The 24,763-nt window shown below is 59.0% G+C and carries 21 protein-coding genes; 15 read left to right on the top strand and 6 right to left on the bottom strand.

The features are described from left to right. Both HU773_RS04540 and HU773_RS04545 read right to left on the bottom strand, forming a co-directional pair. Nucleotides 1-2,835: an FAD-binding and (Fe-S)-binding domain-containing protein gene (locus HU773_RS04540; protein ID WP_186625350.1), complete on the bottom strand. Its 2,835-nt coding sequence runs from the start codon at nt 2,833-2,835 to the stop codon at nt 1-3. 126 nt (nt 2,836-2,961) lie between these two features. After that, nucleotides 2,962-4,656 (bottom strand): lactate permease LctP family transporter, encoded by a 1,695-nt coding sequence (locus HU773_RS04545; protein WP_057440181.1) that lies wholly within the window; start codon nt 4,654-4,656, stop codon nt 2,962-2,964. A 259-nt stretch (nt 4,657-4,915) separates the two neighbouring features. Between HU773_RS04545 and HU773_RS04550 the strand changes: the two genes are divergently transcribed. Further along, nucleotides 4,916-5,683 carry an FCD domain-containing protein gene (locus HU773_RS04550; protein ID WP_057440180.1) on the top strand — a complete coding sequence of 256 codons (768 nt, stop codon included), beginning with the start codon at nt 4,916-4,918 and terminating at the stop codon, nt 5,681-5,683. 66 nt (nt 5,684-5,749) lie between these two features. On the opposite strand, the gene smpB is transcribed toward HU773_RS04550, so the two are convergent. Beyond that, entirely contained in the window at nt 5,750-6,232 is a 483-nt protein-coding gene (smpB, locus tag HU773_RS04555) for an SsrA-binding protein SmpB (protein WP_029299012.1), read from the bottom strand. Between the two features lie 168 nt (nt 6,233-6,400). Here smpB and HU773_RS04560 point away from each other — a divergent pair, with 168 nt between their 5' ends. After that, the gene (locus HU773_RS04560; RefSeq protein WP_057440179.1) at nt 6,401-6,835 is read left to right on the top strand and encodes a type II toxin-antitoxin system RatA family toxin; all 435 of its coding nucleotides are present in this window, start codon (nt 6,401-6,403) and stop codon (nt 6,833-6,835) included. Continuing rightward, nucleotides 6,828-7,142, top strand: a complete 315-nt coding sequence (locus HU773_RS04565; protein ID WP_186625351.1) for an RnfH family protein — start codon at nt 6,828-6,830, stop codon at nt 7,140-7,142. The genes HU773_RS04560 and HU773_RS04565 overlap by 8 nt, the downstream gene beginning before the upstream one ends. 61 nt (nt 7,143-7,203) lie before the next feature. Here HU773_RS04565 and HU773_RS04570 read toward each other — a convergent pair whose 3' ends face one another. After that, nucleotides 7,204-7,731, bottom strand: coding sequence for an outer membrane protein assembly factor BamE (locus HU773_RS04570; protein ID WP_186625352.1), 528 nt, complete (start codon nt 7,729-7,731; stop codon nt 7,204-7,206). Between the two features lie 98 nt (nt 7,732-7,829). Here HU773_RS04570 and fur point away from each other — a divergent pair, with 98 nt between their 5' ends. Then, entirely contained in the window at nt 7,830-8,234 is a 405-nt protein-coding gene (gene fur / locus HU773_RS04575; protein ID WP_010562662.1) for a ferric iron uptake transcriptional regulator, read from the top strand. A gap of 96 nt (nt 8,235-8,330) precedes the next feature. Here the strand turns inward: fur and recN are convergent, their stop codons facing one another. Then, a complete protein-coding gene (gene recN / locus HU773_RS04580) occupies nt 8,331-10,004 on the bottom strand; it encodes a DNA repair protein RecN (protein ID WP_128593140.1) in 1,674 nt (557 codons plus the stop codon). A 232-nt stretch (nt 10,005-10,236) separates the two neighbouring features. Between recN and grpE the strand changes: the two genes are divergently transcribed. The 8 genes from grpE to HU773_RS04620 all read left to right on the top strand — a co-directional run bounded on the left by grpE (nt 10,237) and on the right by HU773_RS04620 (nt 20,719). Next, nucleotides 10,237-10,806 (top strand): nucleotide exchange factor GrpE, encoded by a 570-nt coding sequence (grpE, locus tag HU773_RS04585; RefSeq protein ID WP_186625353.1) that lies wholly within the window; start codon nt 10,237-10,239, stop codon nt 10,804-10,806. Nucleotides 10,807-10,909: 103 nt separating this feature from the next. Beyond that, nucleotides 10,910-12,832, top strand: a complete 1,923-nt coding sequence (gene dnaK / locus HU773_RS04590) for a molecular chaperone DnaK (RefSeq protein WP_057960662.1) — start codon at nt 10,910-10,912, stop codon at nt 12,830-12,832. 316 nt (nt 12,833-13,148) lie between these two features. Then, complete coding sequence (gene dnaJ / locus HU773_RS04595; protein WP_057440175.1) at nt 13,149-14,273, top strand: molecular chaperone DnaJ; 1,125 nt, start codon at nt 13,149-13,151, stop codon at nt 14,271-14,273. A gap of 10 nt (nt 14,274-14,283) precedes the next feature. After that, complete coding sequence (gene dapB, locus HU773_RS04600) at nt 14,284-15,090, top strand: 4-hydroxy-tetrahydrodipicolinate reductase (protein WP_057440174.1); 807 nt, start codon at nt 14,284-14,286, stop codon at nt 15,088-15,090. Nucleotides 15,091-15,349: 259 nt separating this feature from the next. Continuing rightward, on the top strand, nt 15,350-16,486 hold the full coding sequence (gene carA, locus HU773_RS04605) for a glutamine-hydrolyzing carbamoyl-phosphate synthase small subunit (RefSeq protein WP_057440173.1): 1,137 nt from the start codon (nt 15,350-15,352) through the stop codon (nt 16,484-16,486). A 105-nt stretch (nt 16,487-16,591) separates the two neighbouring features. After that, complete coding sequence (gene carB / locus HU773_RS04610; protein WP_057960660.1) at nt 16,592-19,813, top strand: carbamoyl-phosphate synthase large subunit; 3,222 nt, start codon at nt 16,592-16,594, stop codon at nt 19,811-19,813. Further along, nucleotides 19,810-20,286, top strand: coding sequence for a transcription elongation factor GreA (gene greA / locus HU773_RS04615; protein ID WP_032862903.1), 477 nt, complete (start codon nt 19,810-19,812; stop codon nt 20,284-20,286). Before carB ends, greA begins: the two co-directional genes overlap by 4 nt. Before the next feature lie 28 nt (nt 20,287-20,314). Then, nucleotides 20,315-20,719, top strand: a complete 405-nt coding sequence (locus HU773_RS04620; RefSeq protein ID WP_057444151.1) for a hypothetical protein — start codon at nt 20,315-20,317, stop codon at nt 20,717-20,719. Between the two features lie 8 nt (nt 20,720-20,727). Here the strand turns inward: HU773_RS04620 and HU773_RS04625 are convergent, their stop codons facing one another. Then, nucleotides 20,728-21,036, bottom strand: coding sequence for a YhbY family RNA-binding protein (locus HU773_RS04625; protein ID WP_029298992.1), 309 nt, complete (start codon nt 21,034-21,036; stop codon nt 20,728-20,730). 105 nt (nt 21,037-21,141) lie between these two features. On the opposite strand from HU773_RS04625, the gene rlmE reads away from it, so the two are divergent. The 3 genes from rlmE (at nt 21,142) to folP (ending at nt 24,763) form a co-directional block, all read left to right on the top strand. Beyond that, nucleotides 21,142-21,792: a 23S rRNA (uridine(2552)-2'-O)-methyltransferase RlmE gene (rlmE, locus tag HU773_RS04630; RefSeq protein ID WP_038445965.1), complete on the top strand. Its 651-nt coding sequence runs from the start codon at nt 21,142-21,144 to the stop codon at nt 21,790-21,792. A gap of 200 nt (nt 21,793-21,992) precedes the next feature. Beyond that, the gene (gene ftsH / locus HU773_RS04635; RefSeq protein ID WP_029298988.1) at nt 21,993-23,903 is read left to right on the top strand and encodes an ATP-dependent zinc metalloprotease FtsH; all 1,911 of its coding nucleotides are present in this window, start codon (nt 21,993-21,995) and stop codon (nt 23,901-23,903) included. Between the two features lie 8 nt (nt 23,904-23,911). Next, nucleotides 23,912-24,763 carry a dihydropteroate synthase gene (folP, locus tag HU773_RS04640; RefSeq protein WP_186625355.1) on the top strand — a complete coding sequence of 284 codons (852 nt, stop codon included), beginning with the start codon at nt 23,912-23,914 and terminating at the stop codon, nt 24,761-24,763.

Consider the following 24,763-nt stretch of genomic DNA (forward strand, 5'->3'; position numbering starts at 1 on the left):
CTACGCCAGTTCGCAGGGGTTCGTTTTTATTGCGCGGGCCTGGGTTACCCGGTCAACCAGGTAGACCAGGCCGTGGTAATCAATCCCACCGTGCTGGGTCAGACCGATCTCACAGGTGCGGCTGGTGGAGATGCCTTCGCTGCAGTACTGCACGGCGTCCTTGAGGGAGCGCAGGGAGTGGGCGTTGAGTTCCGGGGTGGTGAAGCCTTTGTCGCCGGCAAACCCGCAGCAGTGGATGCCTTCGGGGACTACCACGTTGTTGCTGCAACGCCGCGCCAGGTCGATCAGGGCCTGGCTTTCGCCCAGGTGCTGGGTGCTGCAGGTCACATGCACGGCAATCGGTGCATCCTGGGGTGTGAAGTCCAGGCGGTCCATCAGGTGGGTGCGGATAAACCGGACCGGGTCGTAGAGGTCCAGGCGCGTTTGCCCCAGGTCCTGGACCAGGCGCAGGGTGCAGGGGCTGGTGTCGCAGTAGATCGGGTCGAGACCGCCACGGCTGGCGTGGAGCAGGGCGCCGATCAGTTCCTGGCGTTTGTGTTCGGCCTGTTCGGCGTAGCCTTTGGAGGCGAAGGGCTGGCCGCAGCAGAGGCTGTCCGGGTTGTCCGGGATGACCACCTGGTAACCGGCTTTTTCCAGCAGGCCACGGGTTTTGTCGTACAGCGACATTTGCTCTTTGTCCCCGGCCGCCGGGCCCATTGCCCGCGATACACAGGCCGCGAGGTAGACCACCCGTGGGCGTTCATCGTTGACGGCGGGGCTGAAGCGGATGGCTTTTTCCGGCTGTGGCATGGCGCTGGTCCACTGCGGGATTTGCCCCTTGGACAGCTTGGTCATGGAGGCCGAGAGTTTCGCCAGGCGTGGCGCGCCCAGTAGCATGCGGGCGCCGTTGGCCACATGCAGGGTGAAGCGTGCGCCTTGCAGTGCGGTAGAGAAGTGGCTGGCCAGCCACTCGGCGGTTTTCGTACTGCCTGCTTCACGGCTGCGCAGTTTTTTCACCAGGTCGCCGGTATTGATGCCTACCGGGCAGCGCTGGGCACACAGCCCGGTGGCGGCACAGGTGTCGATGCCTTGATAGTGATACGCCGCTTCCAGCTCGGTGGTGTCGATGCCGGCGCGTTTGCGCGCCTGGATATCACGCCAGATCACGATGCGTTGGCGCGGGCTCAGGGTCAGGCCCTTGGAGGGGCATACCGGCTCGCAGAAACCGCACTCGATGCACTTATCCACAATCTCATCGGCGGCGGGCAGGGGCTTGAGGTTTTTAAGGTGGATTTGCGGATCTTCGCTGAGCACCACGTCTGGGTTGAGAATGCCGTTGGGATCGAGCAGGCGCTTGAGTTGCCACATCAACTGATAGGCATCGCTGCCCCATTCCAGTTCGACGAAGGGCGCCATGTTACGACCGGTGCCGTGCTCGGCTTTCAGCGAGCCGCCGAACTCCACGGCCACCAGTTGTGCCACGTCATCCATGAACGCTTGATAGCGTGTGACTTCTTCGGCGCTGTTGAAGCCTTGGGTGAACACAAAGTGCAGATTGCCTTCCAGGGCGTGTCCGAAAAGGATGGCTTCGTCGTAGTGATGTTTGTCGAACAGCTCGATCAAACGGTTCACACCAATGGCCAGTTGCTCCACCGGGAAGGTCACGTCTTCGATGATTACCGTGGTGCCGGTCTTGCGTACGGCGCCGACGGCGGGGAAGGTGTCCTTGCGGATCGCCCACAGGCGTGCGTTTTCCAACGGGTCTTCGGTGAAGTCGACTTGCTTCTCGACCGGGAAGTCGGCCAGCGAGGCCATGATCAGCGCCAGTTGCTCATGCAGCAATGTGGACGAGGCGGCGCGGGATTCGATCAATAGCGCGCAGGCACTTTCCGATAGTTGTTGTACGAAAGCGGGCATGCCGGGTTTGTCCTGCACCGAGCGCATGCTGCGTCGGTCCAGCAGCTCAACCGCTGACACCGGCTGGGTTTTCAGCACGGTTACGGCGTTGCAGCAGGTTTCTACATCCGGGAATACGATCAGCGCCGAAGCTTTGCTCGGGTGATCAATGACGGTGTCGTAGGTCACTGCGCTGATAAAGCCCAGGGTGCCTTCGGAACCCACCAGCAGATGGCTGAGGATATCCAGTGGCTCGTCGAAATCCACCAGGGCATTGAGTGACAGCCCGGTGGTGTTTTTCAGACGGTATTTATGGCGAATTTTTGCCGCCAATTCAGGATTGGCCCGGGTCTCGCGGCCCAGGGTGGCCAGGCGCTCAAGCAACTGGCTGTGTTGTTGGCGGAACGCTGCGACGCTGGTGGCGTCCTCGGTATCGAGGCGGCTGCCGTCGGCCAGCACCAGGCGAATCCCGGCCAGGGTGTGGTAGGTGTTCTGGGCGGTGCCGCAGCACATGCCGCTGGCATTGTTGGCGACAATCCCACCGATCTTGCAGGCGTTGATTGACGCCGGATCCGGACCGATCTTGCGCCCGAACGGCGCAAGCCAGGCATTGGCCTGGGCCCCAATGACGCCGGGCTGCAGGCGGATTTGCGTACCTTGGCCACGAATCTCACGCCCGTTCCAGTTATCGCCGAGCACGATCAGCACCGAATCGCTGATGGCCTGGCCGGAGAGGCTGGTGCCGGCTGCGCGAAAGGTCACTGGCACGCGGTCACGTTGCGCCAGTTGCAGCAACTCGACCACTTCATCTTCCGATTCGACGCGCACCACCAGTTGTGGGATCAGTCGGTAAAAACTGGCGTCGGTGCCGAAAGCCAGGGTGGAAAGAGGATCGTCGAAGCGTCGATCTTTCGGGATCAGTCGTGCGACGGCATCCAGGAACGCGATGGGCAGACTCATGGGGCCTCCAGGATCAGCAGCACCCAGTCTGGGGAGCCTTGGCGCCACGGTCCTGCAGACTGGGTTGTGAATAGCTGACGCCGCAAAGCGGTTGCGGCGTCGGTTCTTACGGTATTGCCTGTGGTCTTAATGCACCAGCATGCCGGTGAACCAGTACGCCTGGGCGTAGGTGATCAGGCCGACAATCGTGGCGAAAAACAGGCTGTGCTTGAGGGTAAAGCGGAACAGGTCGGATTCCTTGCCGACCAGGCCGGTCGCGGCACAGGCCACGGCGATCGACTGTGGCGAGATCATCTTGCCGGTTACGCCGCCACTGGTGTTTGCCGCTACCAGCAGGGTGTCGCTGACGCCGATCTGGTGTGCGGTGGTAGCTTGCAGGGAGCTGAACAGGGCGTTGGACGAGGTATCGGAACCCGTGAGGAACACACCCAGCCAGCCGAGGAACGGCGAGAAGAACGGGAATGCCGCGCCGGTGCCGGCCAGTACCAGAGCCATGGTCGAAGACATGCCGGAGTAGTTGGTCACGAATGCGAACGCCAGCACCATGCCGATGGACAGGATCGGCCAGCGCAACTCGTAGAAGGTCTCTTTCAAAGTGGTCAGACCAGTTTTGAAATTGATCTTCAGCACCAGCATGGAGATCAGTGCGGAGAAGAAGATCGCCGTGCCGGTGGCGGAAATCGGGTCCAGCTTGAACACTGCTGGAATGGCCGTCGCGTTGGTGACGATGGGTGCAACCTTGATCACCATCTGGTCCAGGTGCGGAATCGCAAAGTTGAACACCCAGCTGTACATCGAGCCGCCGGCGGCGAACATCGCCTTGAACGGTTTGAGGGTCCAGATGGTCACCAGCACGGTCAGGATCAGGAACGGCGACCAGGCTTTGAAAATCTCCATCAGGCTGTAAGGCGAAGCCACGGAAGTGCGCGGCTGGCCGAAACCGCCGACGCTGCCGGTAACCGAAACGCTGGAGGTGGCACCAGCAATCTGTGCGCCCGCTGTACGCTTGGGCTGCCAGACTTTCAGGAACAGAGTCAGGGAGATCAGGCTGGCCAGGGCCGAGGTGATATCCGGCAGTTCCGGGCCGATGAAGTTGGAGGTGAAGTACTGGGTGATGGCAAAGCTCAAGCCGGCCACCAGTGCCGCAGGCCAGGTTTCCTTGACGCCGCGCAGGCCGTCCATCATGAACACCAGCCAGAACGGCACGAACAGCGACAGCAGCGGCAGCTGGCGACCGGTCATGGCGCCGATCTTGAAGGCGTCGATGCCGGTGACCTGGCCGGCCACGATGATCGGGATCCCCAGGGCGCCGAAAGCCACTGGCGCGGTGTTGGCAATCAGGCACAGGCCGGCGGCGTACAGTGGGTTGAACCCCAGGCCGACCAGCAGCGCGGCCGTAATCGCCACGGGGGCGCCGAAACCGGCGGCACCTTCCAGGAATGCGCCGAAGCAGAAGCCGATCAGCAGCACTTGCAGGCGCTGGTCATCGGTAATCGACAGCACCGAGCTGCGGATCACTTCGAACTGGCCACTCTTGACCGTCAGTTTGTAGAGGAATACCGCGGCGACGATGATCCAGGCGATTGGCCACAGGCCGTAGGCAAAGCCATAGCCGGCAGCGGCGAATGCCATATCGACCGGCATCTGGAAGGCAAATATCGCCACCAGGATCGACAGCGCCAGGGTGATGCTCCCGGCAACATGGCCTTTAAGGCGAAACACCGCCAGGGCCAGGAAGAAAAATATGATCGGGATAACGGCGGCCAGTGCGGACAGGCCAAGGCTGCCGAGTGGGCTGTAGAGCTGTTGCCAGGTTTGCATATGGGGTGGCCCCTAATTGTTGTTGGTCATGCATGCTCAGCTGATTTGGATAATTGGTAAGACCAATTTACAATCGCTGTGGGCTAGGTTAAGAGCCTTCGGGGTGGCGTGTCAATTTGCCGCTTGAGAAACTTTGGTCGTATGTCGGCGGGGCGGGGTCTGATCGGTGCAATCAAAGGGGTTCTGATAGGTGCCGACGCCGCCGCAATAGGCCAGAATAGAGGGCCCGGCGAGTGGCCGGGATCGTGGAGAGTCAGTTATGGCGTTTGATCAGGTGCGTCAGCGCCGTTTGTCCGACGATATTGTCGAGCAGCTTGAGGGGATGATCCTTGAGGGCACGTTGAAGTCGGGTGAGCGATTGCCTGCCGAGCGCGCACTGGCTGAACAGTTCGGTGTGTCGCGTCCGTCATTGCGCGAGGCGATCCAGAAGCTGGCGGCCAAGGGGCTGCTGGTCAGTCGCCAGGGCGGCGGCAATTATGTGGTGGAGACGCTGGGTTCAACCTTCAGCGATCCATTGTTGCATCTGCTGGAAAGCAACCCCGAAGCCCAGCGTGATCTGTTGGAATTTCGTCAGACGCTTGAAGCGTCTTGCGCTTATTACGCCGCCTTGCGTGCCACGGAAGTGGATCGCGAACGGCTGACTGCCGCCTTTGACGCCTTGCAGGATTGCTATGCACGGGATGATGAGGTGAGTCGCATTGAGGAAGGCGCGGCCGACGCCAGGTTTCACTTGGCTATCGCCGAAGCCAGCCATAACGCGGTATTGCTGCACACCATCCGGGGCTTGTTTGATTTGCTCAAGCGTAACGTGGTGACCAATATCGGCGGCATGTACCAGCAACGCACCGAAACCCGGGATATGCTGATCAACCAGCATCGGGATTTGTATCTGGCGATTATCGAGGGGCGGGCGGAACAGGCGCGCGAGGTCTCAACACGTCACCTGCTGTACGTGCAGGAAGTGTTGGAAGAGGTGCGTCAGGAAGTGCAGCGTATGGCTCGGGCAGAGCGGCGCAAGGGGATATAGCCTGCAATTGCGGCGCAGGGAGCAGGCTCCCTGGCCACATCGGCTCGCTTCAAGAGGCGGGGAAGATCAGTCTTCCTTGCCCTTGTTGCGTACGGCGCGCTGCAATTCCCGATTGGAGTCGCGTTCGCGCTCGGTATCACGCTTGTCGTATTCCTTCTTGCCCTTGCCCAGTGCGATCTCGCACTTGACCAGGTGCTTGCTCCAGTACCACGACAGGCAGACGCAGGCATAACCCTTCTGCTGGACCGCAGCAGCGAGCTTTTCCAGTTCGCGGGCATTGAGCAGCAGCTTGCGTGTGCGCACCGGGTCGGCAATAACGTGGGTACTGGCGGTCATCAACGGCGTGATATGACTGCCGAGCAGCCAGGCCTCGCCATCCTTGAGCAGCACGTAACTGTCGACCAGTTGCAACTTGCTGGCGCGCAGACTTTTTACTTCCCAGCCGGCCAGGACCAGACCAGCCTCGAACCGATGTTCGATGAAGTAATCGTGTCGCGCCTTTTTGTTCTGCGCGATGGTCCCTGTTGGGTGTTTCTTTTGTTTAGCCATAGGGGCGGCATTATAGGCAGTTGCGAGCGTGTCGGCTACGGTCAACCTGCGTGCTTGAGCGTGTTGGATGAATCCCGGACAATACCGCCAGTTTTCTGGTTTTTTTCTCTCGCGAATCGGGCAGTCTTTTCGCGATGTTTGCCGCTCAGCTTCGGAAATAACGCTCCCATGACGACGCATATTCAACGCTCGGCCCTGCTGCCTTACCCGGCGCAAGCGCTCTATGACCTGGTCAATGACGTGGCGAGCTACCCGGATTTCCTGCCCTGGTGCTCCTCATCCACGGTGCTGGAGAGCAGCGATGAGCATATGCGCGCGAGCCTGGAGGTATCCAAGGGCGGGCTTGGTCAGAAGTTTGTGACGAGTAATGTGCTGGTTCCCGGTCAGTCGATTGAGATGAATCTGGAAGAAGGGCCGTTCACTCAACTGCACGGCGTCTGGGTGTTCAAGCCGCTGGGAGAGAAGGCATGCAAGATCAGCCTGGACCTGACGTTTGATTACGCGGGCTCCATTGTGCGGGCGACCTTGGGGCCGCTGTTCAATCAGGCGGCGAATACCCTGGTGGATGCGTTTTGCCAGCGGGCCAAGCAACTGCATGGCTGAGTCGTTGATCGAAATTGAGGTGGTCTACGCTGCGGTAGACCGGCAACGGTTGTTGAGCCTGGCGGTTGCGCCGGGTACGAGCCTGAGGGCTGCGGTGCTGGCGTCGGGCATTGCGGCACAGTTTCCCGAGCTGGATATCGCCGCTTGCCCCTTGGGGATTTTCGGCAAGGTTGTGGCCGACGCTGAAACCCGTAATGTCCAGGTCGGCGATCGCATCGAGATTTATCGCCCCTTGCTGGCGGATCCCAGAGAGGTCAGGCGCCTGCGAGCAGCTAAAGCGGCTGAAGCCCGGCGGCAAAATTCATAACCTGTGAAATAGCAGGCAACAAAAAGCCCGGCATGCCGGGCTTTTTGTTGAACGATACAAATTATTGCGGGGTTGTATCCAGAGGTTCTGGCGTTGGCACCGGAACGGTTTCCACGCTGTCGATGTCTTTCTGGATGGTATCCAGCAAGGAGCCAGGCTTGGCCGGCAGCTCGGACTTGGGTTTTTCAGCATTCTGCGCTGGCGCAGTGACGCTGGTCCCGCTGTCCTTGCCCAACAGGGCTTCATCACGGCTCACGCCGGGCATGAAGTCACCGGAAAGGCTGACCAGTTGGTCGTTGCCATTAAAGATGACACTGACGCGCTCCTGTTGGCGCTCTCCGCCTCCAGGCTGCAGGCTATAGAGATAATCCCAGCGATCGGCATGGAATGTGTCGGTCAGCAGGGGATTGCCCATAATAAACCGTACTTGCCGTCGGGTCATTCCCGGGCGTAACTGGTCTATCATGTCCTGCGTGACGACATTGCCCTGCTGGATGTCGATTTTGTAAACCCCGGGGAATGAACAACCGGCGAGTGCGAGCAGTCCCACAAGGGTGAAACTGGTTAGCAAGAGCTTGGTGTTTTGCATCGGTGGGCGACTTCCACTATCTTGGCTGGGACAACGTAAACGCCGATCATACCCGTATTAAGAGAAGCTGCGAAGCAGCATCCGCGAGAAAGCTAACCATGGTTGAAAATAGCGAACTACGCAAAGCCGGTCTTAAAGTGACTCTGCCACGAGTCAAGATTCTACAAATGCTCGATTCCGCCGAGCAGCGCCACATGAGTGCCGAGGATGTTTACAAGGCGCTGATGGAGTCTAACGAGGACGTCGGCCTGGCCACGGTTTACCGTGTACTGACCCAGTTCGAAGCCGCAGGGCTGGTGGTTCGTCATAATTTCGACGGCGGTCATGCGGTGTTTGAATTGGCTGACGGTGGTCATCACGACCACATGGTTGACCTGGATACCAATGAGGTTATCGAGTTCACCAGCCCGGCAATCGAAAAGCTTCAGCACGAAATCGCTGAGGAGCATGGATTCGATTTGGTTGACCACAATCTTGTGTTGTACATCCGTAAGAAAAAGTAAAAAAGCGCTGCAGATTCGCTCTGCGCAACGATCGAAGGCGACCCTAGGGTCGCCTTCATGCTATCTGCCGCCAGAGAAAATCCGATAAAAAAGGATTCAAACCTTCGCCGTTACCACCATTTTCTTCGCGTGGGCCAGGGACTCCTTGGTCAGGTCGATGCCGCCAAGCATGCGCGCGACTTCTTCCACCCGTTCGGTCTTGTTCAGCTTGGACACGGCGGTATGTGTCGCGTCGCTGCCCCGTACCTTGTGCACAAATAGATGCTGATGCCCTTGGGCTGCAACTTGTGGCAAGTGGGTAACGGTCAGCACTTGTCCGCGCTCCCCCAGGCGGCGCAGCAATTGGCCGACAATTTCAGCGGTCGGCCCGCCAATCCCCACATCCACTTCGTCGAAGACCAGGGTCGGTACGCGCGAGGTCTGGGCGGTAATAACCTGGATTGCCAGGCTGATCCGTGACAGTTCACCGCCGGAGGCGACTTTGGCCAGAGCCTTCAGGGGTTGCCCCGGGTTGGCGCTTACCAGCAATTCGACCTGTTCCAGGCCATTGGGCTGTAGTTCGTTGCCACTGTTGGCGTGCAACTCGATGGTAAAGCGTCCGCCCGGCATGCCCAGGCGTTGGATCTCCTGCTCAACGGCGCAGGCCAGTCCGGTTGCGGCCTGGTGCCGCAGGTCGCTCAGTTCCCGGGCCTTTTCCTGGTAATGACGGGCAAAGGAAGCCAGTTCATCGCCCAGGCGCTCGATGGATTCATCATTGGCATTCAGGGTTTCGATCTCGTCCAGCAGCTTTTGCTGCATGGCCGCCACTTCGGTCGGCTGGATCCGATGTTTGCGCGCCAGGGTATAAATAGTGTCGAGGCGCTCTTCGATCTCTTGCAGGCGGGCCGGGTCAGCATCGAAGTGGTCAAGGAAGCGGTTCAGTTCACCAACGGCCTCTTCGACCTGAATCTGCGCACTGGTCAGCAGGGTAGTGGCTTCATTCAGGGAGCCAGAGCCACTGTTTACGCTCGACAGGCGGTTAAGGCTTGCCGTCAGTGCGTTCAGTACATTGCCGGAGTCACTTTCGCTGCATTGCTCGACAACCTGGCGGCAGATGCCCAGCAGGGTTTCGGCATTGGTCAGGTTCTTGTGCTCCTGCTCCAGCTGTTCCAGCTCGGTTTCGCCCAGGCCCAGACTTTCCAGTTCTTCCAACTGATAGCTGAGGAGTTGGTGGCGGGCGCGTTGCTCGTCGCCGGAATTGGACAGGCGCTCCAGTTCCAGGCGGGTCTGGCGCCAGCGTTGTGCAGCCAATTGCACCTGGCGGGCGAGGTCGGTGGCGCCGGCGTATTCATCCAGCAGTCGGCGATGGGTATCGGTTTTCAGCAGGGATTGATGTTCGTGCTGGCTGTGGATGTCGATCAGCAACTCGCCGAGGGCCTTCAGGTCGCCGAGGGGGCAGGGCGTGCCATTGATGTAGCCCCGCGAGCGGCCTTCGGCGGTAATCACCCGGCGCAGAATGCACGGGCTATCGCTGTCAAGGTCGCGCTCGGCCAGCCAGGCGCTGGCTTCCGGAATATCTGCCAGGTCAAAGGTCGCCAGAATATCGGCCTTGTCTGCGCCGGGGCGAACCACGCCGCTGTCGGCGCGATCACCCAGGGTCAGGCCCAGGGCGTCGAGCATGATCGACTTGCCGGCGCCGGTTTCGCCTGTGATTACGCTCATCCCGCGATCCAGTTCAAGATCCAGATGCTCAACGATGGCGTAGTTATGTACGGACAGGTGAACCAGCATAGTGGCCGCTCCCAGGCTTTAGGTCTGGTTATTTATACAGTGTTTTGTTTGGCGCTGACAATCCTGCGACTTAGCTCAATTTGCTTGGATAAAGGGTTTTTTTAGCTCTATGTGGAATGTGCGGGAAAGTGTGAGTCGGGGTATGTCCGCCCTTGAACCTGGAAATTGTGGCCCCATATACCGGAACAGAAGCGCGAGTTGAGTTCGCGCAGGATTTCGAAAGGAGAAAACTATGGCTGACGAACAGACGCTGGATACGCAAAACCCAGACGCCAACCAGGCCTCGCAGGCAGCGGGTGAAGACCTGGCGGCTCGTGTGCAAGTGCTCGAAGAGCAACTGGCAGGCGCTCAGGATCAGGCTTTGCGTGTTGCTGCCGATCTGCAGAACGTCCGCCGCCGCGCCGAGCAGGATGTAGAGAAAGCCCACAAGTTTGCGCTGGAGAAGTTTGCCGGTGATCTGTTGCCGATCATCGACAGCCTGGAGCGTGGCCTGGAGCTGTCCAGTCCGGACGACGAAAACATCCGTGCCATGCGCGAAGGGATCGAACTGACCCTGAAAATGTTCCAGGACACCCTGAAGCGTTATCAGTTGGAAGCAATCGATCCGCAAGGCGGCGAGCCGTTCAACGCGGAGCATCACCAGGCCATGGCCATGCAGGAAAATGCTGACCTTGAGCCTAATAGCGTGTTGAAGGTGTTCCAGAAGGGCTACCAGCTTAATGGTCGCCTGTTGCGCCCGGCGATGGTGGTGGTGAGCAAGGCTCCCGCACTGGTTTCGCCGTCGATTGACGAGCAGGCTTGAAATCGTTCGTAACGACCCCATTTATAAGTCAAGCGTTTAAGTGCTACCGCAGTTAGCCACCACTGCTGCGGCAACCAAATCCAAAGTTTCGGGAGAGTGAATCATGGGCAAAATTATCGGTATCGACCTGGGGACTACCAACTCCTGCGTCTCCGTGCTGGAAAACGGCGTATCCAAGGTTATTGAAAACGCAGAAGGCGCGCGTACCACTCCGTCCATCGTGGCTTACGCCAATGACGGCGAGATCCTGGTAGGCCAGTCCGCCAAGCGTCAGGCTGTGACCAATCCGCATAACACCCTGTACGCGGTGAAGCGTTTGATCGGTCGTAAGTTCGACGAAGAAGTCGTACAGAAAGACATCAAGATGGTGCCGTACAAAATCGCCAAGGCTGACAACGGTGACGCCTGGGTTGAAGTGAACGGCCAGAAAATGTCGCCACCGCAAATCTCGGCTGAAATCTTGAAAAAGATGAAGAAGACTGCCGAAGACTACCTCGGTGAAGCAGTGACTGAAGCGGTGATCACCGTTCCGGCCTACTTCAACGACAGCCAGCGCCAGGCGACCAAAGACGCCGGCCGCATCGCGGGCCTGGACGTAAAACGTATCATCAACGAACCTACCGCGGCCGCTCTGGCCTACGGCATGGACAAGGCCAAGGGCGACCACACCGTGATCGTTTATGACCTGGGTGGCGGTACTTTCGACGTTTCCGTGATCGAAATCGCTGAAGTCGATGGCGAGCACCAGTTCGAAGTGTTGGCGACCAACGGTGACACGTTCCTGGGCGGTGAAGACTTTGACATTCGTCTGATCGACTACCTCGTTGACGAATTCAAGAAAGAAAGCGGCATGAACCTCAAGGGTGACCCGCTGGCGATGCAGCGCCTGAAAGAAGCTGCTGAAAAAGCCAAGATCGAACTGTCTTCGAGCAATTCGACCGACGTGAACCTGCCGTACATCACTGCAGATGCCACCGGTCCTAAGCACTTGAACGTGAAGATCTCGCGCGCCAAGCTGGAATCGCTGGTTGAAGATCTGGTTCAGCGCACTATCGAACCTTGCCGCATCGCCCTGAAAGATTCGGGTATCGACGTTGGTTCGATCAACGACGTGATCCTGGTTGGCGGTCAGACCCGTATGCCACTGGTACAGCAGAAGGTCACCGAGTTCTTCGGTAAAGAAGCACGTAAAGACGTGAACCCGGACGAAGCCGTTGCCATGGGTGCTGCCATCCAGGGTGCGGTACTGGCCGGCGACGTGAAAGACGTGCTGCTGCTGGACGTCAGCCCGCTGACTCTGGGTATCGAAACCATGGGTGGCGTGATGACCGCGCTGATCGAGAAAAACACCACGATTCCTACCAAGAAATCGCAAGTGTTCTCGACTGCCGATGACAACCAGGGCGCTGTGACCATTCACGTGCTGCAAGGTGAGCGTAAGCAGGCTGCGCAGAACAAGTCCCTGGGCAAGTTCGACCTGGCCGAGATTCCACCCGCTCCACGTGGCGTGCCACAAATTGAAGTGACCTTCGACATCGACGCCAACGGCATTCTGCACGTAGGCGCCAAGGACAAGGCTACTGGCAAGACTCAGTCGATCGTGATCAAGGCCAACTCCGGTCTGTCCGAGGAAGAAATTCAGCAGATGATCAACGATGCTGAAAAGAACGCCGAGGAAGATCGCAAGTTCGAAGAACTGGCCGCTGCCCGCAACCAGGGTGATGCACTGGTTCACTCGACTCGCAAAATGATCGCGGATGCTGGCGACAAAGTGACTGCTGAAGAGAAGACCGCAATCGAAGCCGCCGTGGTTGCCCTGGAAGCCGCTGTTAAAGGCGACGACAAGGCCACCATCGAAGCCAAGGTTGAGGAGTTGTCGAAAGTCTCCGCGCCGGTCGCTCAGAAGATGTACGCCGAGCAGGCTCCGCAAGGTGACGGTGCTGCGCAACAGGCAGAACCTGAAGCCAAGCACGACGACGTTGTCGATGCCGAGTTCGAAGAAGTAAAAGAAGACCAGAAGAAGTAACTTGGTCGCCCGGTTGACCGCTATCAAGCGGTGACTGGTAGGATGTCGCCGCGCGGGAGCTTGCTCCCGCGTTGGCGTGTCTGGGGTACGCGAATTTTTACAGCATGCGACAAGGTTCGGATGTTGGCGGTGTGATCGGGAATGCTCCTGCTTTGCGATCGACAGGCACCGCGTTTTTGGCTGGGTCTCGGCTGAAAGCAGTAAAGACCAGGATCGTTGAATTTGACGTGAGTTGGGTCCGGGCCTGTATTGGGGCTCAACGAGTTTGGCAGGCTCAGGAGGGTTTTGCCGGACGTCCTTAAGAGTGCAAAGACTTATGGCAAAGCGTGACTATTACGAAGTATTGGGTGTGGAGCGCGGTTCCAGCGAGGCGGACCTGAAGAAGGCTTACCGTCGCCTGGCGATGAAGCACCACCCGGACCGTAATCCGGATAACAAAGAATCCGAAGAATTGTTTAAAGAGGCCAATGAGGCCTACGAATGCCTGTGTGATCCGAACAAGCGTGCAGCCTACGACCAGTATGGCCATGCCGGTGTCGATCCAAGCATGGGCGGCGGCGGTGCCGGCTTTGGCGGGCAGAACTTCTCCGATATTTTCGGTGATGTATTCAGCGACTTCTTCGGCGGCGGTCGTGGTGGTCAGCGCGGCGGTGCCCAGCGTGGCAGCGACTTGCGCTACACCCTGGAACTGAACCTGGAAGAAGCCGTACGCGGCACCAGCGTCAATATCCGCGTGCCGACGCTGGTCAATTGCAAGCCGTGTGACGGTTCGGGCGCCAAGAAAGGCTCCTCGCCGATCACCTGCCCAACCTGTGGCGGTATTGGCCAGGTGCGCATGCAGCAGGGTTTCTTCTCGGTGCAGCAAACCTGCCCGCGCTGCCATGGCCAGGGCAAGATCATTTCCGATCCGTGCGATTCTTGCCACGGCGAAGGGCGCGTCGAAGAGTACAAGACCCTGTCGGTGAAAGTGCCGGCCGGTGTTGATACTGGCGACCGTATCCGGTTGTCGGGCGAGGGCGAGGCGGGCGCGCAGGGTGGCCCGACGGGCGACCTGTACGTGGTGATCAATGTGCGCGAGCACGCGATCTTCCAGCGTGACGGCAAGCACCTGTTCTGCGAAGTGCCGATCAGTTTTGTCGATGCGGCCCTGGGTGGCGAGCTGGAGATTCCGACCCTCGAAGGGCGGGTCAAGCTGAAGATCCCCGAGGGGACTCAGACCGGCAAGCAGTTCCGGATCCGTGGCAAAGGTGTAGCGCCGGTGCGTGGTGGTGGTGCGGGCGACTTGATGTGCCGTGTGGCTGTCGAGACGCCGGTCAACCTGGATCGTCGTCAGCGTGAGTTGCTCGAAGAGCTGCGCGGTTCGCTGGCCGGTGATGGCTCCCATTCGCCCAAGACCGCTGGCTGGTTCGAAGGCGTGAAGCGCTTCTTCGGCGACCTGTAAGGACGTGGATATGCGACGTATAGCAGTGATGGGCGCCGCCGGGCGCATGGGCAAGAACCTGGTGGAGGCGGTGCAGCAGCGCTCGCCTCTGTCGGGGCTGACTGCGGCGATCGTGCGCCCGGGCAGTACGCTGATCGGCGCCGATGTTGGCGAGCTGGCCTCCCTGGGGCGGATCGGTGTGTCATTGTCCGGCAGCCTGGAGCAGGTGGCTGATGAGTTCGATGTATTGATCGACTTCACCCTGCCCGAAGTGATGCTGAAAAACCTGGCGTTCTGCCGCAAGGCGGGCAAAGCCATGGTTATCGGTACCACGGGCCTGAATGCCGAGCAAAAGCAATTGCTCGTCGCGGCAGGCAAGGACATTCCTATCGTGTTTGCCGCCAACTTCAGTGTAGGCGTCAACCTGTCGCTGAAGTTGCTCGACATGGCGGCAAGGGTGTTGGGTGATGACGCGGATATCGAGATCATCGAGGCGCATCACCGGCACAAGGTCGATGCGCCATCGGGCACTGCCATGCGCATGGGCGAAGTGATTGCCGATGCCTTGGGGCGTGATCTGTCGAAGGTTGCGGTATATGGTCGCGAAGGTCATACCGGGGCGCGCGAGCGTGAAACCATTGGCTTTGCCACCGTGCGCGGTGGTGATGTGGTGGGTGACCATACGGTGCTGTTTGCTGCCGAAGGTGAGCGCCTGGAAATTACCCACAAGGCTTCCAGTCGCATGACCTTCGCCAAGGGCGCGGTGCGTGCCGCATTGTGGCTGGAAGGTCGCGAAGCGGGTCTCTACGACATGCAAGACGTGCTGGATCTGCGTTAATCAGTAGCAAAAACGGGCCCGGAGGATTACTCTAGGGCCCCGTTTTTACCCGCTAAGCGACGTCCTGTCGCATTCTCCTGCCTTTTCGGCTCATTAGCGGTGGACCCAAAAAGCCTTTTTCTGTAAGCTACAGCTTTAGTGTGTCCACTAAAAGCGCGCAGAATAATTCAGTGAAGAAGCGGGGTGACGTGTCCATACGTCACTCCGCTTTTTTGCAACCTGCGATCGCCCTTTCAGGCTTTATTTACGGGAGGTCTTCTTGACTAAGCCAGCCATACTCGCCCTTGCTGATGGCAGCATTTTTCGCGGCGAAGCCATTGGAGCCGACGGTCAGACCGTTGGAGAGGTGGTGTTCAACACCGCCATGACCGGCTATCAGGAAATCCTTACCGATCCTTCCTACGCCCAACAGATCGTTACCCTGACTTATCCACATATCGGCAACACCGGTACTACACCGGAAGACGTCGAGTCTGATCGTGTCTGGTCGGCCGGTCTGGTGATTCGTGACCTGCCACTGGTTGCGAGCAACTGGCGTAACACGATGTCGCTGTCCGATTACCTGAAAGCCAACAATGTTGTGGCGATCGCCGGTATCGATACGCGCCGCCTGACACGCATCCTGCGTGAAAAAGGCTCGCAGAACGGCTGCATCATGGCCGGTGACAATATTTCCGAAGAAGCGGCAATTGCTGCAGCGCAGGGCTTCCCTGGCCTCAAAGGCATGGACCTGGCGAAAGTCGTCAGCACCAAAGAGAAGTACGAGTGGCGCTCCACTGTCTGGGACTTGAAGACCGACAGTCACGCGACCATCGAAGCGGCTGAGCTGCCGTATCACGTCGTGGCCTACGACTACGGCATCAAGTACAACATTCTGCGCATGCTGGTCGAGCGCGGTTGCCGTGTGACCGTGGTCCCGGCCCAGACCCCGGCCAGCGATGTGCTGGCCCTGCAACCGGATGGCGTGTTCCTGTCCAACGGCCCGGGTGACCCTGAGCCATGCGACTACGCGATCAAGGCCATCAAGGAAGTGCTGGACACCGAGATCCCGGTATTCGGTATCTGCCTCGGCCACCAGCTGTTGGCCCTGGCCTCCGGCGCCAAGACCCTGAAAATGGGCCACGGCCATCACGGTGCCAACCACCCGGTACAAGACCTGGACACCGGTGTCGTGATGATCACCAGCCAGAACCACGGTTTTGCGGTGGATGAAGCCACCTTGCCGGCCAACGTGCGTGCCATTCACAAGTCGCTGTTCGACGGTTCCCTGCAGGGTATCGAGCGCACCGACAAGAGCGCGTTCAGCTTCCAGGGCCACCCTGAAGCGAGCCCGGGCCCGAACGACGTAGCGCCGCTGTTCGACCGTTTCATCAATGAGATGGCCAAGCGACGCTGACTGAGTGGCTTGCGGGCGGCCCCGACTCTCGGTGGCCCCCGCAGGCTCTTCAAAGATTGTTCAAGACGGCTTGCCGACTGACCTGCGGATTTGAGTGACAAACCCATGCCAAAACGTACAGACATAAAAAGCATCCTGATTCTCGGCGCTGGCCCGATCGTGATCGGCCAGGCCTGCGAATTCGACTACTCCGGCGCCCAGGCCTGCAAGGCCCTGCGCGAAGAGGGTTACCGCGTCATCCTGGTGAACTCCAACCCGGCCACCATCATGACCGACCCGGACATGGCCGACGCCACCTACATCGAACCGATCAAGTGGCAGACCGTTGCCAAGATCATCGAGAAAGAGCGTCCGGACGCACTGCTGCCGACCATGGGTGGCCAGACTGCACTGAACTGCGCCCTGGACCTGGAGCGCGAAGGCGTCCTGGAAAAGTTCGGCGTAGAGATGATCGGCGCCAATGCCGACACCATCGACAAGGCTGAAGACCGTTCGCGTTTCGACAAGGCCATGAAGTCTATCGGTCTTGATTGCCCGCGCTCGGGTATCGCCCACAGCATGGAAGAGGCCAACGCGGTTCTCGAAAAGCTCGGCTTCCCGTGCATTATCCGGCCGTCCTTCACCATGGGCGGCACCGGCGGCGGTATCGCTTACAACCGTGAAGAGTTCGAAGAAATCTGCGCCCGCGGCCTGGATCTGTCGCCGACCAAAGAGCTGCTGATCGACGAATCCCTGATCGGCTGGAAAGAGTACGAGATGGAAGTTGTCCGCGATAAAAAGGACAACTGCATCATCGTCTGCTCGATCGAAAACTTCGACCCGATGGGTGTGCATACCGGTGACTCGATCACCGTTGCTCCTGCGCAAACCCTGACGGACAAGGAATACCAGATCATGCGTAACGCCTCGTTGGCGGTACTGCGTGAGATCGGCGTTGAAACCGGTGGTTCCAACGTTCAGTTCGGTATTTGCCCGAACACAGGCCGTATGGTCGTGATCGAGATGAACCCGCGTGTGTCGCGTTCTTCGGCGCTGGCATCAAAAGCTACCGGGTTCCCGATTGCGCGCATCGCTGCCAAGCTGGCGATCGGTTACACCTTGGACGAGCTGCAAAACGAAATCACTGGCGGCGCTACGCCGGCGTCCTTTGAGCCGTCGATCGACTACGTAGTTACTAAGCTGCCACGCTTCGCTTTCGAGAAGTTCCCGAAAGCCGACGCCCGCCTGACCACCCAGATGAAGTCGGTCGGTGAAGTCATGGCCATTGGCCGGACATTCCAGGAGTCCCTGCAGAAAGCCCTGCGTGGCCTGGAAGTGGGCGTTTGCGGCCTGGATGAGAAGCTCGACCTGAGCAACCCGGAAAGCATGAGCATCCTCAAGCGCGAGCTGACCGTGCCGGGCGCCGAGCGTATCTGGTATGTGGCTGACGCCTTCCGCGCGGGCATGACCGTCGAAGACATCTTCGGCATGAACATGATTGATCCGTGGTTCCTGGTGCAGATCGAGGATCTGATCAAGGAAGAAGAGAAGGTCAAGACCCTGGGTCTTTCCTCTATCGATCGCGACCTGATGTTCCGTCTCAAGCGCAAAGGCTTCTCCGACCAGCGTCTGGCCAAACTGCTGGGCGTGACCGAGAAAAACCTGCGCACCCACCGCCACAAACTGGACATCTTCCCGGTCTACAAGCGTGTTGACACGTGCGCCGCAGAGTTCGCCACCGACACCGCGTACCTGTACTCCACCTACGAGGAAGAGTGCGAAGCCGCGCCGTCGGGCCGCGACAAGATCATCATCCTGGGCGGCGGTCCAAACCGTATCGGTCAGGGCATCGAGTTCGACTACTGCTGCGTACACGCCGCCCTCGCCCTGCGCGAAGACGGGTACGAGACCATCATGGTCAACTGCAACCCGGAAACTGTTTCCACTGACTACGACACTTCCGACCGCCTGTACTTCGAGCCGGTAACGCTGGAAGACGTGCTGGAAATCTGTCGCGTCGAGAAGCCAAAAGGCGTGATCGTGCAGTATGGCGGGCAAACCCCGCTGAAACTGGCGCGTGCCCTGGAAGCGGCTGGCGTGCCGATCATCGGTACCAGCCCTGACGCCATCGACCGTGCCGAAGACCGTGAGCGCTTCCAGCAAATGGTCGAGCGCCTGAACCTGCGCCAGCCGCCAAACGCGACCGTGCGCAGCGAAGACGAAGCCATCCGTGCAGCCAGCAAGATCGGCTACCCGTTGGTGGTGCGTCCGTCCTACGTGCTGGGCGGCCGGGCGATGGAAATCGTCTACGAAGAAGAAGAACTCAAGCGTTACCTGCGTGATGCGGTGAAAGTGTCCAACGACAGCCCGGTGCTGCTGGACCACTTCCTCAACTGCGCCATCGAGATGGACGTGGATGCGGTCTGCGACGGTACCGACGTGGTGATCGGCGCGATCATGCAGCACATCGAGCAGGCGGGTGTTCACTCCGGTGACTCCGCGTGCTCCCTGCCGCCGTACTCGCTGCCGCTGCACATCCAGGACGAGATGCGCGAGCAGGTCAAGAAAATGGCCCTGGAGCTGGGCGTGGTCGGCCTGATGAACGTACAGTTGGCGCTGCAAGGCGAAGACATCTACGTCATCGAAGTCAACCCGCGTGCTTCGCGTACCGTGCCGTTTGTTTCCAAGTGCATCGGTGTGTCCCTGGCGATGATTGCCGCCCGTGTCATGGCCGGTAAGACCTTGAAGGAAATCGGCTTCACCAAGGAAATCATTCCGAACTTCTACAGCGTGAAAGAGGCGGTATTCCCATTCGCCAAATTCCCTGGTGTGGACCCGATCCTGGGCCCAGAGATGAAGTCCACCGGTGAAGTGATGGGCGTGGGCGATACCTTCGGCGAAGCATTCGCCAAGGCCCAGATGGGCGCCAGCGAAGTGCTGCCGACCGGCGGTACTGCGTTTATCAGCGTGCGTGATGATGACAAGCCGCTGGTTGCAGGCGTGGCCCGTGATCTGATCAACTTGGGCTTCGAAGTCGTGGCCACCGCCGGGACCGCCAAGCTGATTGAAGCCGCTGGCCTGAAAGTGCGTCGCGTGAACAAGGTAACGGAAGGTCGTCCGCACGTGGTCGATATGATCAAGAATGACGAAGTCACCCTGATCATCAACACCACCGAAGGTCGCCAGTCGATCGCGGATTCCTACTCCATTCGTCGTAACGCCTTGCAGCACAAGATCTACTGCACCACCACCATTGCTGCTGGCGAAGCCATCTGTGAAGCGCTCAAGTTCGGTCCGGAAAAGACCGTGCGTCGCTTGCAGGATCTACACGCAGGATTGAAGGCATGATCAAATACCCAATGACTGTCCAGGGCGCCAAGGCCCTGGAAGAGGAGCACGCCCATCTGACCAAGGTCGTACGTCCAAAGCTGAGCCAGGACATCGGTACGGCCCGTGAGCTGGGCGACTTGAAGGAAAACGCCGAATACCATGCTGCCCGTGAGCAGCAGGGGATGGTCGAGGCGCGGATCCGTGATATCGAAGGGCGCATGCAGAATGCGGTCATCATTGATGTCACGACTATTCCCAAGACCGGCAAGGTGATTTTCGGCACGACTGTAGAAATCGCCAACGTCGAGACGGATGAAAGCGTGACTTACCACATCGTGGGTGAGGACGAGGCTGACTTCAAGCTCGGCAAGATCTCCGTCGGTTCGCCCCTGGCCCGCGCCTTGATTGCCAAGGAAGAGGGTGATGTGGTGGCCGTCAAGACGCCCGGTGGCGTGATCGAGTACGAGATTGTCGAAGTTCGTCACATCTGAAAAACGGCGCCCGCTTCGAGCGGGCGCCATGCTTTGGCAGTTGGCCCAGATGCTTTGGGTTGGCGGGCTATGGCTGCTGCATCTTGGTGTATTGCCGGTGCTGGGCATGATTGGCCTGGCGCCGTTGCTGATCGATGAGATCGGCGGATTATTGAGTGCGCTGCTGGTGGGATTTGCGGCGGCGTGCGTGATTCTCCAGGCATTGGTGCTGGTCAAGGCCGAGGGCTTGGGGAGTTTGTGGCGGGATATGCGCGGGCAACTGCTGTTGATGGCGCTGTATGCGTGCGCAATGTATTGCGTGGTGCGCATATTGCTGCCGGAAGCGTTGCGCTGGCAGCTGTTCAGCTATCTTGTGCTAGGGTTTTCTGGCTTGGTGCTGGTGGTACAGCCTGCGCCGGGATGGAGTGGCAGGGCGCGCGAAGCGCGCCCGTGACCCTTGCATCATTTGAAGCGATGAACGTTCGACAGTTGCTTGTTGGCGCTGAAATTCTTGCGATACAGCAGCGCCATCTTGCCGATGACCTGAACCAGGTCCGCTTTGCCCACCTTGCACAGTTCTGCAATGGCGGCCAGGCGCGCTTCGCGATCAAGGATGTTGACCTTGATCTTGATCAGCTCGTGATCGCCTAATGCGCGTTCAAGTTCGGCTAACACACCTTCAGTCAAACCGTTGTCGGCCACAATCAAAACTGGTTTCAGATGGTGGCCAATGGATTTGTACTGTTTCTTCTGCTCTTGAGTGAGCGGCATAATCTGACCCCTGCGTCTGATCTTGTAAAAAGCGGCGGCCAGTTTACCCGAGCGAGTCCGGGACCGCCCAGTTAATCACGACCCGTTTTATTTTCGAGGTGGCCCGTGGCCCGTTCCAAAACTAGCCTTAATTGGCTTAAAGAGCATTTCAACGATCCTTACGTCAAAAAGGCGCAAAAGGATGGCTACCGTTCCCGGGCCAGCTACAAGCTGCTGGAAATCCAGGAAAAGGACCGGTTGATCCGTCCCGGCATGAGCGTAATTGATCTCGGCGCAGCCCCCGGTGGCTGGTCCCAGGTGACCAGTCGTCTGATTGGTGGGCAAGGCCGTTTGATCGCTTCCGATATCCTGGAAATGGATAGCATCCCTGATGTGACCTTCGTGCATGGCGACTTTACCCGTGATGATGTACTGGCACAGATCCTCGAGGCTGTCGGAAATTCGCAGGTAGACCTTGTGATTTCGGATATGGCCCCCAATATGAGTGGATTACCAGCCGTGGATATGCCACGCGCCATGTTCCTGTGCGAATTGGCACTGGATCTGGCAGGAAGGGTTCTGCGTCCGGGTGGTGATTTTCTGGTCAAGGTCTTCCTTGGGGAAGGTTTTGACGAGTACCACAAGAACATGCGCAAGCTGTTCGACAAGGTGCAGACCCGCAAGCCTGACTCCTCGAGGGACAGGTCTCGCGAGCAGTATTTGCTGGGCCGCGGCTATCGCGGTGTCGAAGGCGCTGCCAGTGATGAGCGTCTTTAAAGGTTTTAAGGGAGTCGATAGGTTTTTTTATATCGCTTTCGTCACGAAGCTTTACGAATATTGTGTAGTCAAAGTTTCACAAAGGGTTACAGACGGCGCCTGCCAGAGTTGTAGGTAATGTAGTAAGTTAGGCCGGTGAATATCATGCGAAGCGCGCGCCAGTAGCGGAGCTTGCTTCAGAGGGTAGTTAATTGAACGATATGGCAAAGAATCTGATCCTGTGGTTGATCATCGCGGCTGTCCTGGTGACGGTGATGAACAACTTCTCCAGCCCTAACGAGCCGCAGACCCTCAACTATTCCGACTTCATCCAGCAAGTTAAGGATGGCAAGGTCGAGCGCGTAGCGGTTGATGGCTACGTGATCACTGGCAAGCGCAACGATGGCGACAGCTTCAAGACCATCCGTCCGGCGATCCAGGACAATGGTCTGATCGGCGACCTGGTGGACAACAAGGTGGTCGTTGAGGGCAAGCAGCCTGAGCAGCAGAGCATCTGGACCCAGCTCCTGGTGGCCAGCTTCCCGATCCTGGTGATTATCGCCGTGTTCATGTTCTTCATGCGCCAGATGCAAGGCGGCGCAGGGGGCAAGGGCGGACCGATGAGCTTCGGCAAGAGCAAGGCCCGCCTGCTTTCCGAAGACCAGGTAAAAACCACCCTGGCTGACGTTGCCGGTTGCGACGAAGCCAAGGAAGAAGTTGGCGAGTTGGTCGAGTTCCTGCGCGATCCGGGCAAATTCCAGCGCCTGGGTGGCCGTATTCCTCGCGGTGTACTGATGGTCGGTCCTCCGGGTACCGGTAAAACCCTGCTCGCCAAGGCGATTGCCGGCGAAGCCAAGGTGCCGTTCTTCACCATTTCCGGTTCCGACTTCGTCGAGATGTTCGTCGGTGTGGGCGCCAGCCGTGTGCGTGACATGTTCGAGCAGGCCAAGAAGCACGCGCCATGCATCATCTTCATCGACGAAATCGACGCTGTCGGTCGCCATCGTGGTGCCGGCATGGGCGGTGGTCATGACGAGCGTGAGCAGACCCTCAACCAGTTGCTGGTCGAGATGGACGGCTTTGAAATGAATGACGGCATCATCGTGATTGCCGCCACCAACCGTCCTGACGTACTTGACCCGGCGCTGCTGCGTCCGGGCCGTTTCGACCGTCAGGTTGTGGTTGGCTTGCCAGATATCCGTGGCCGCGAGCAGATTCTCAAGGTCCACATGCGCAAAGTGCCAATGGGCGACGACGTCGCTCCAGGCGTGATTGCTCGCGGTACCCCTGGTTTCTCCGGTGCCGACCTGGCCAACCTGGTGAACGAGGCCTCGCTGTTCGCTGCCCGTACCGGCAAGCGCATTGTCGAGATGAAAGAATTCGAGCTGGCCAAAGACAAGATCATGATGGGTGCCGAGCGCAAATCCATGGTCATGTCCGAGAAAGAGAAGCAGAACACCGCTTATCACGAGGCTGGTCACGCCATTGTCGGTCGCGTTGTGCCTGAGCACGACCCGGTCTACAAAGTGTCGATCATTCCTCGCGGCCGGGCACTGGGTGTCACCATGTTCCTGCCGGAAGAGGATCGTTACAGCCTCTCCAAGCGCGCTCTGATCAGTCAGATCTGCTCGCTGTACGGCGGTCGTATCGCTGAAGAGATGACCTTGGGCTTTGACGGTGTGACCACCGGCGCTTCCAACGACATCATGCGTGCCAGCCAGATTGCCCGGAATATGGTTACCAAGTGGGGCCTGTCCGAAAAACTCGGCCCGCTGATGTATGCCGAGGAAGAAGGCGAAGTGTTCCTGGGTCGTGGTGGTGGCGGTCAAAGTGCCAGCTTCTCCGGCGAGACTGCCAAGCTGATCGACTCTGAAGTGCGCAGCATCATTGACCAGTGCTACGGCACGGCCAAGCAGATCCTCACCGATAACCGTGACAAGCTCGACGCCATGGCCGATGCCCTGATGAAGTACGAGACCATTGATGCCGAGCAGATCGACGACATCATGGCTGGTCGTACGCCTCGCGAGCCTCGTGATTGGGAAGGTGGTTCGGGTACTTCAGGCACACCGCCAGTGGTACAGAACGAACGCCCGGAAAACCCAATCGGCGGCCCGGCTGCCGACCTTTAAGGCTTGAAATGACTTCTGTGTTGTCCTCCGCCCGGTTGCCTTGCGGCAACCGGGTTCTTGATTTGGCCCATACGCATGTAATGGGCATTCTCAATGTAACCCCTGATTCCTTTTCCGATGGTGGTCGCTTCAGCCAGTTGGATGCGGCGTTGCGCCATGCGGCGGCAATGGTAGCTGCAGGTGCGACCATTATTGATGTGGGGGGCGAATCGACCCGGCCTGGCGCGCGTGCTGTTTCCCCTGTGGAGGAAATGGAGCGTGTTGCGCCGATTGTCGAGCGTATTCACCGCGAACTGGATGTCATCATTTCGGTAGACACCTCGACCCCGGCGGTCATGCGCGAAACCGCGCGGCTTGGGGCCGGGCTGATCAATGACGTGCGCTCGCTGCAGCGCGACGGCGCGCTGGATGCGGCGGCGGCCACCGGGTTGCCTGTCTGCCTGATGCATATGCTCGGCGAGCCCGGGACGATGCAGGACGCGCCGCACTATGATCACCTGGTCGCAGAAGTGACGGAATTTCTTGGCGATCGCATTGCCCAATGCGCCGCTGTGGGAATTGCCCCTGAGCGGATCATTCTCGATCCCGGGTTTGGTTTTGCCAAAACCCTGCAGCACAATCTGAGCCTGTTCAAACATATGGAATCCCTTCATGCCCTTGGTCGCCCCCTGTTGGTTGGGGTGTCGCGCAAGAGCATGATAGGCATGGCCCTGAATCGCCCTGTGGGTGAGCGTCTGTACGGTGGCCTGGCCCTGGCGGCGCTTGCCGTGGCCAAGGGTGCGCGTATTCTGCGGGTACACGATGTGGCCGAGACAGTTGATGTTGTACGGATGATCGAAGCAGTAGAATCAGCCGAATAA

This window comes from Pseudomonas shahriarae, assembly GCF_014268455.2.
Lineage (GTDB): Bacteria > Pseudomonadota > Gammaproteobacteria > Pseudomonadales > Pseudomonadaceae > Aquipseudomonas > Aquipseudomonas shahriarae.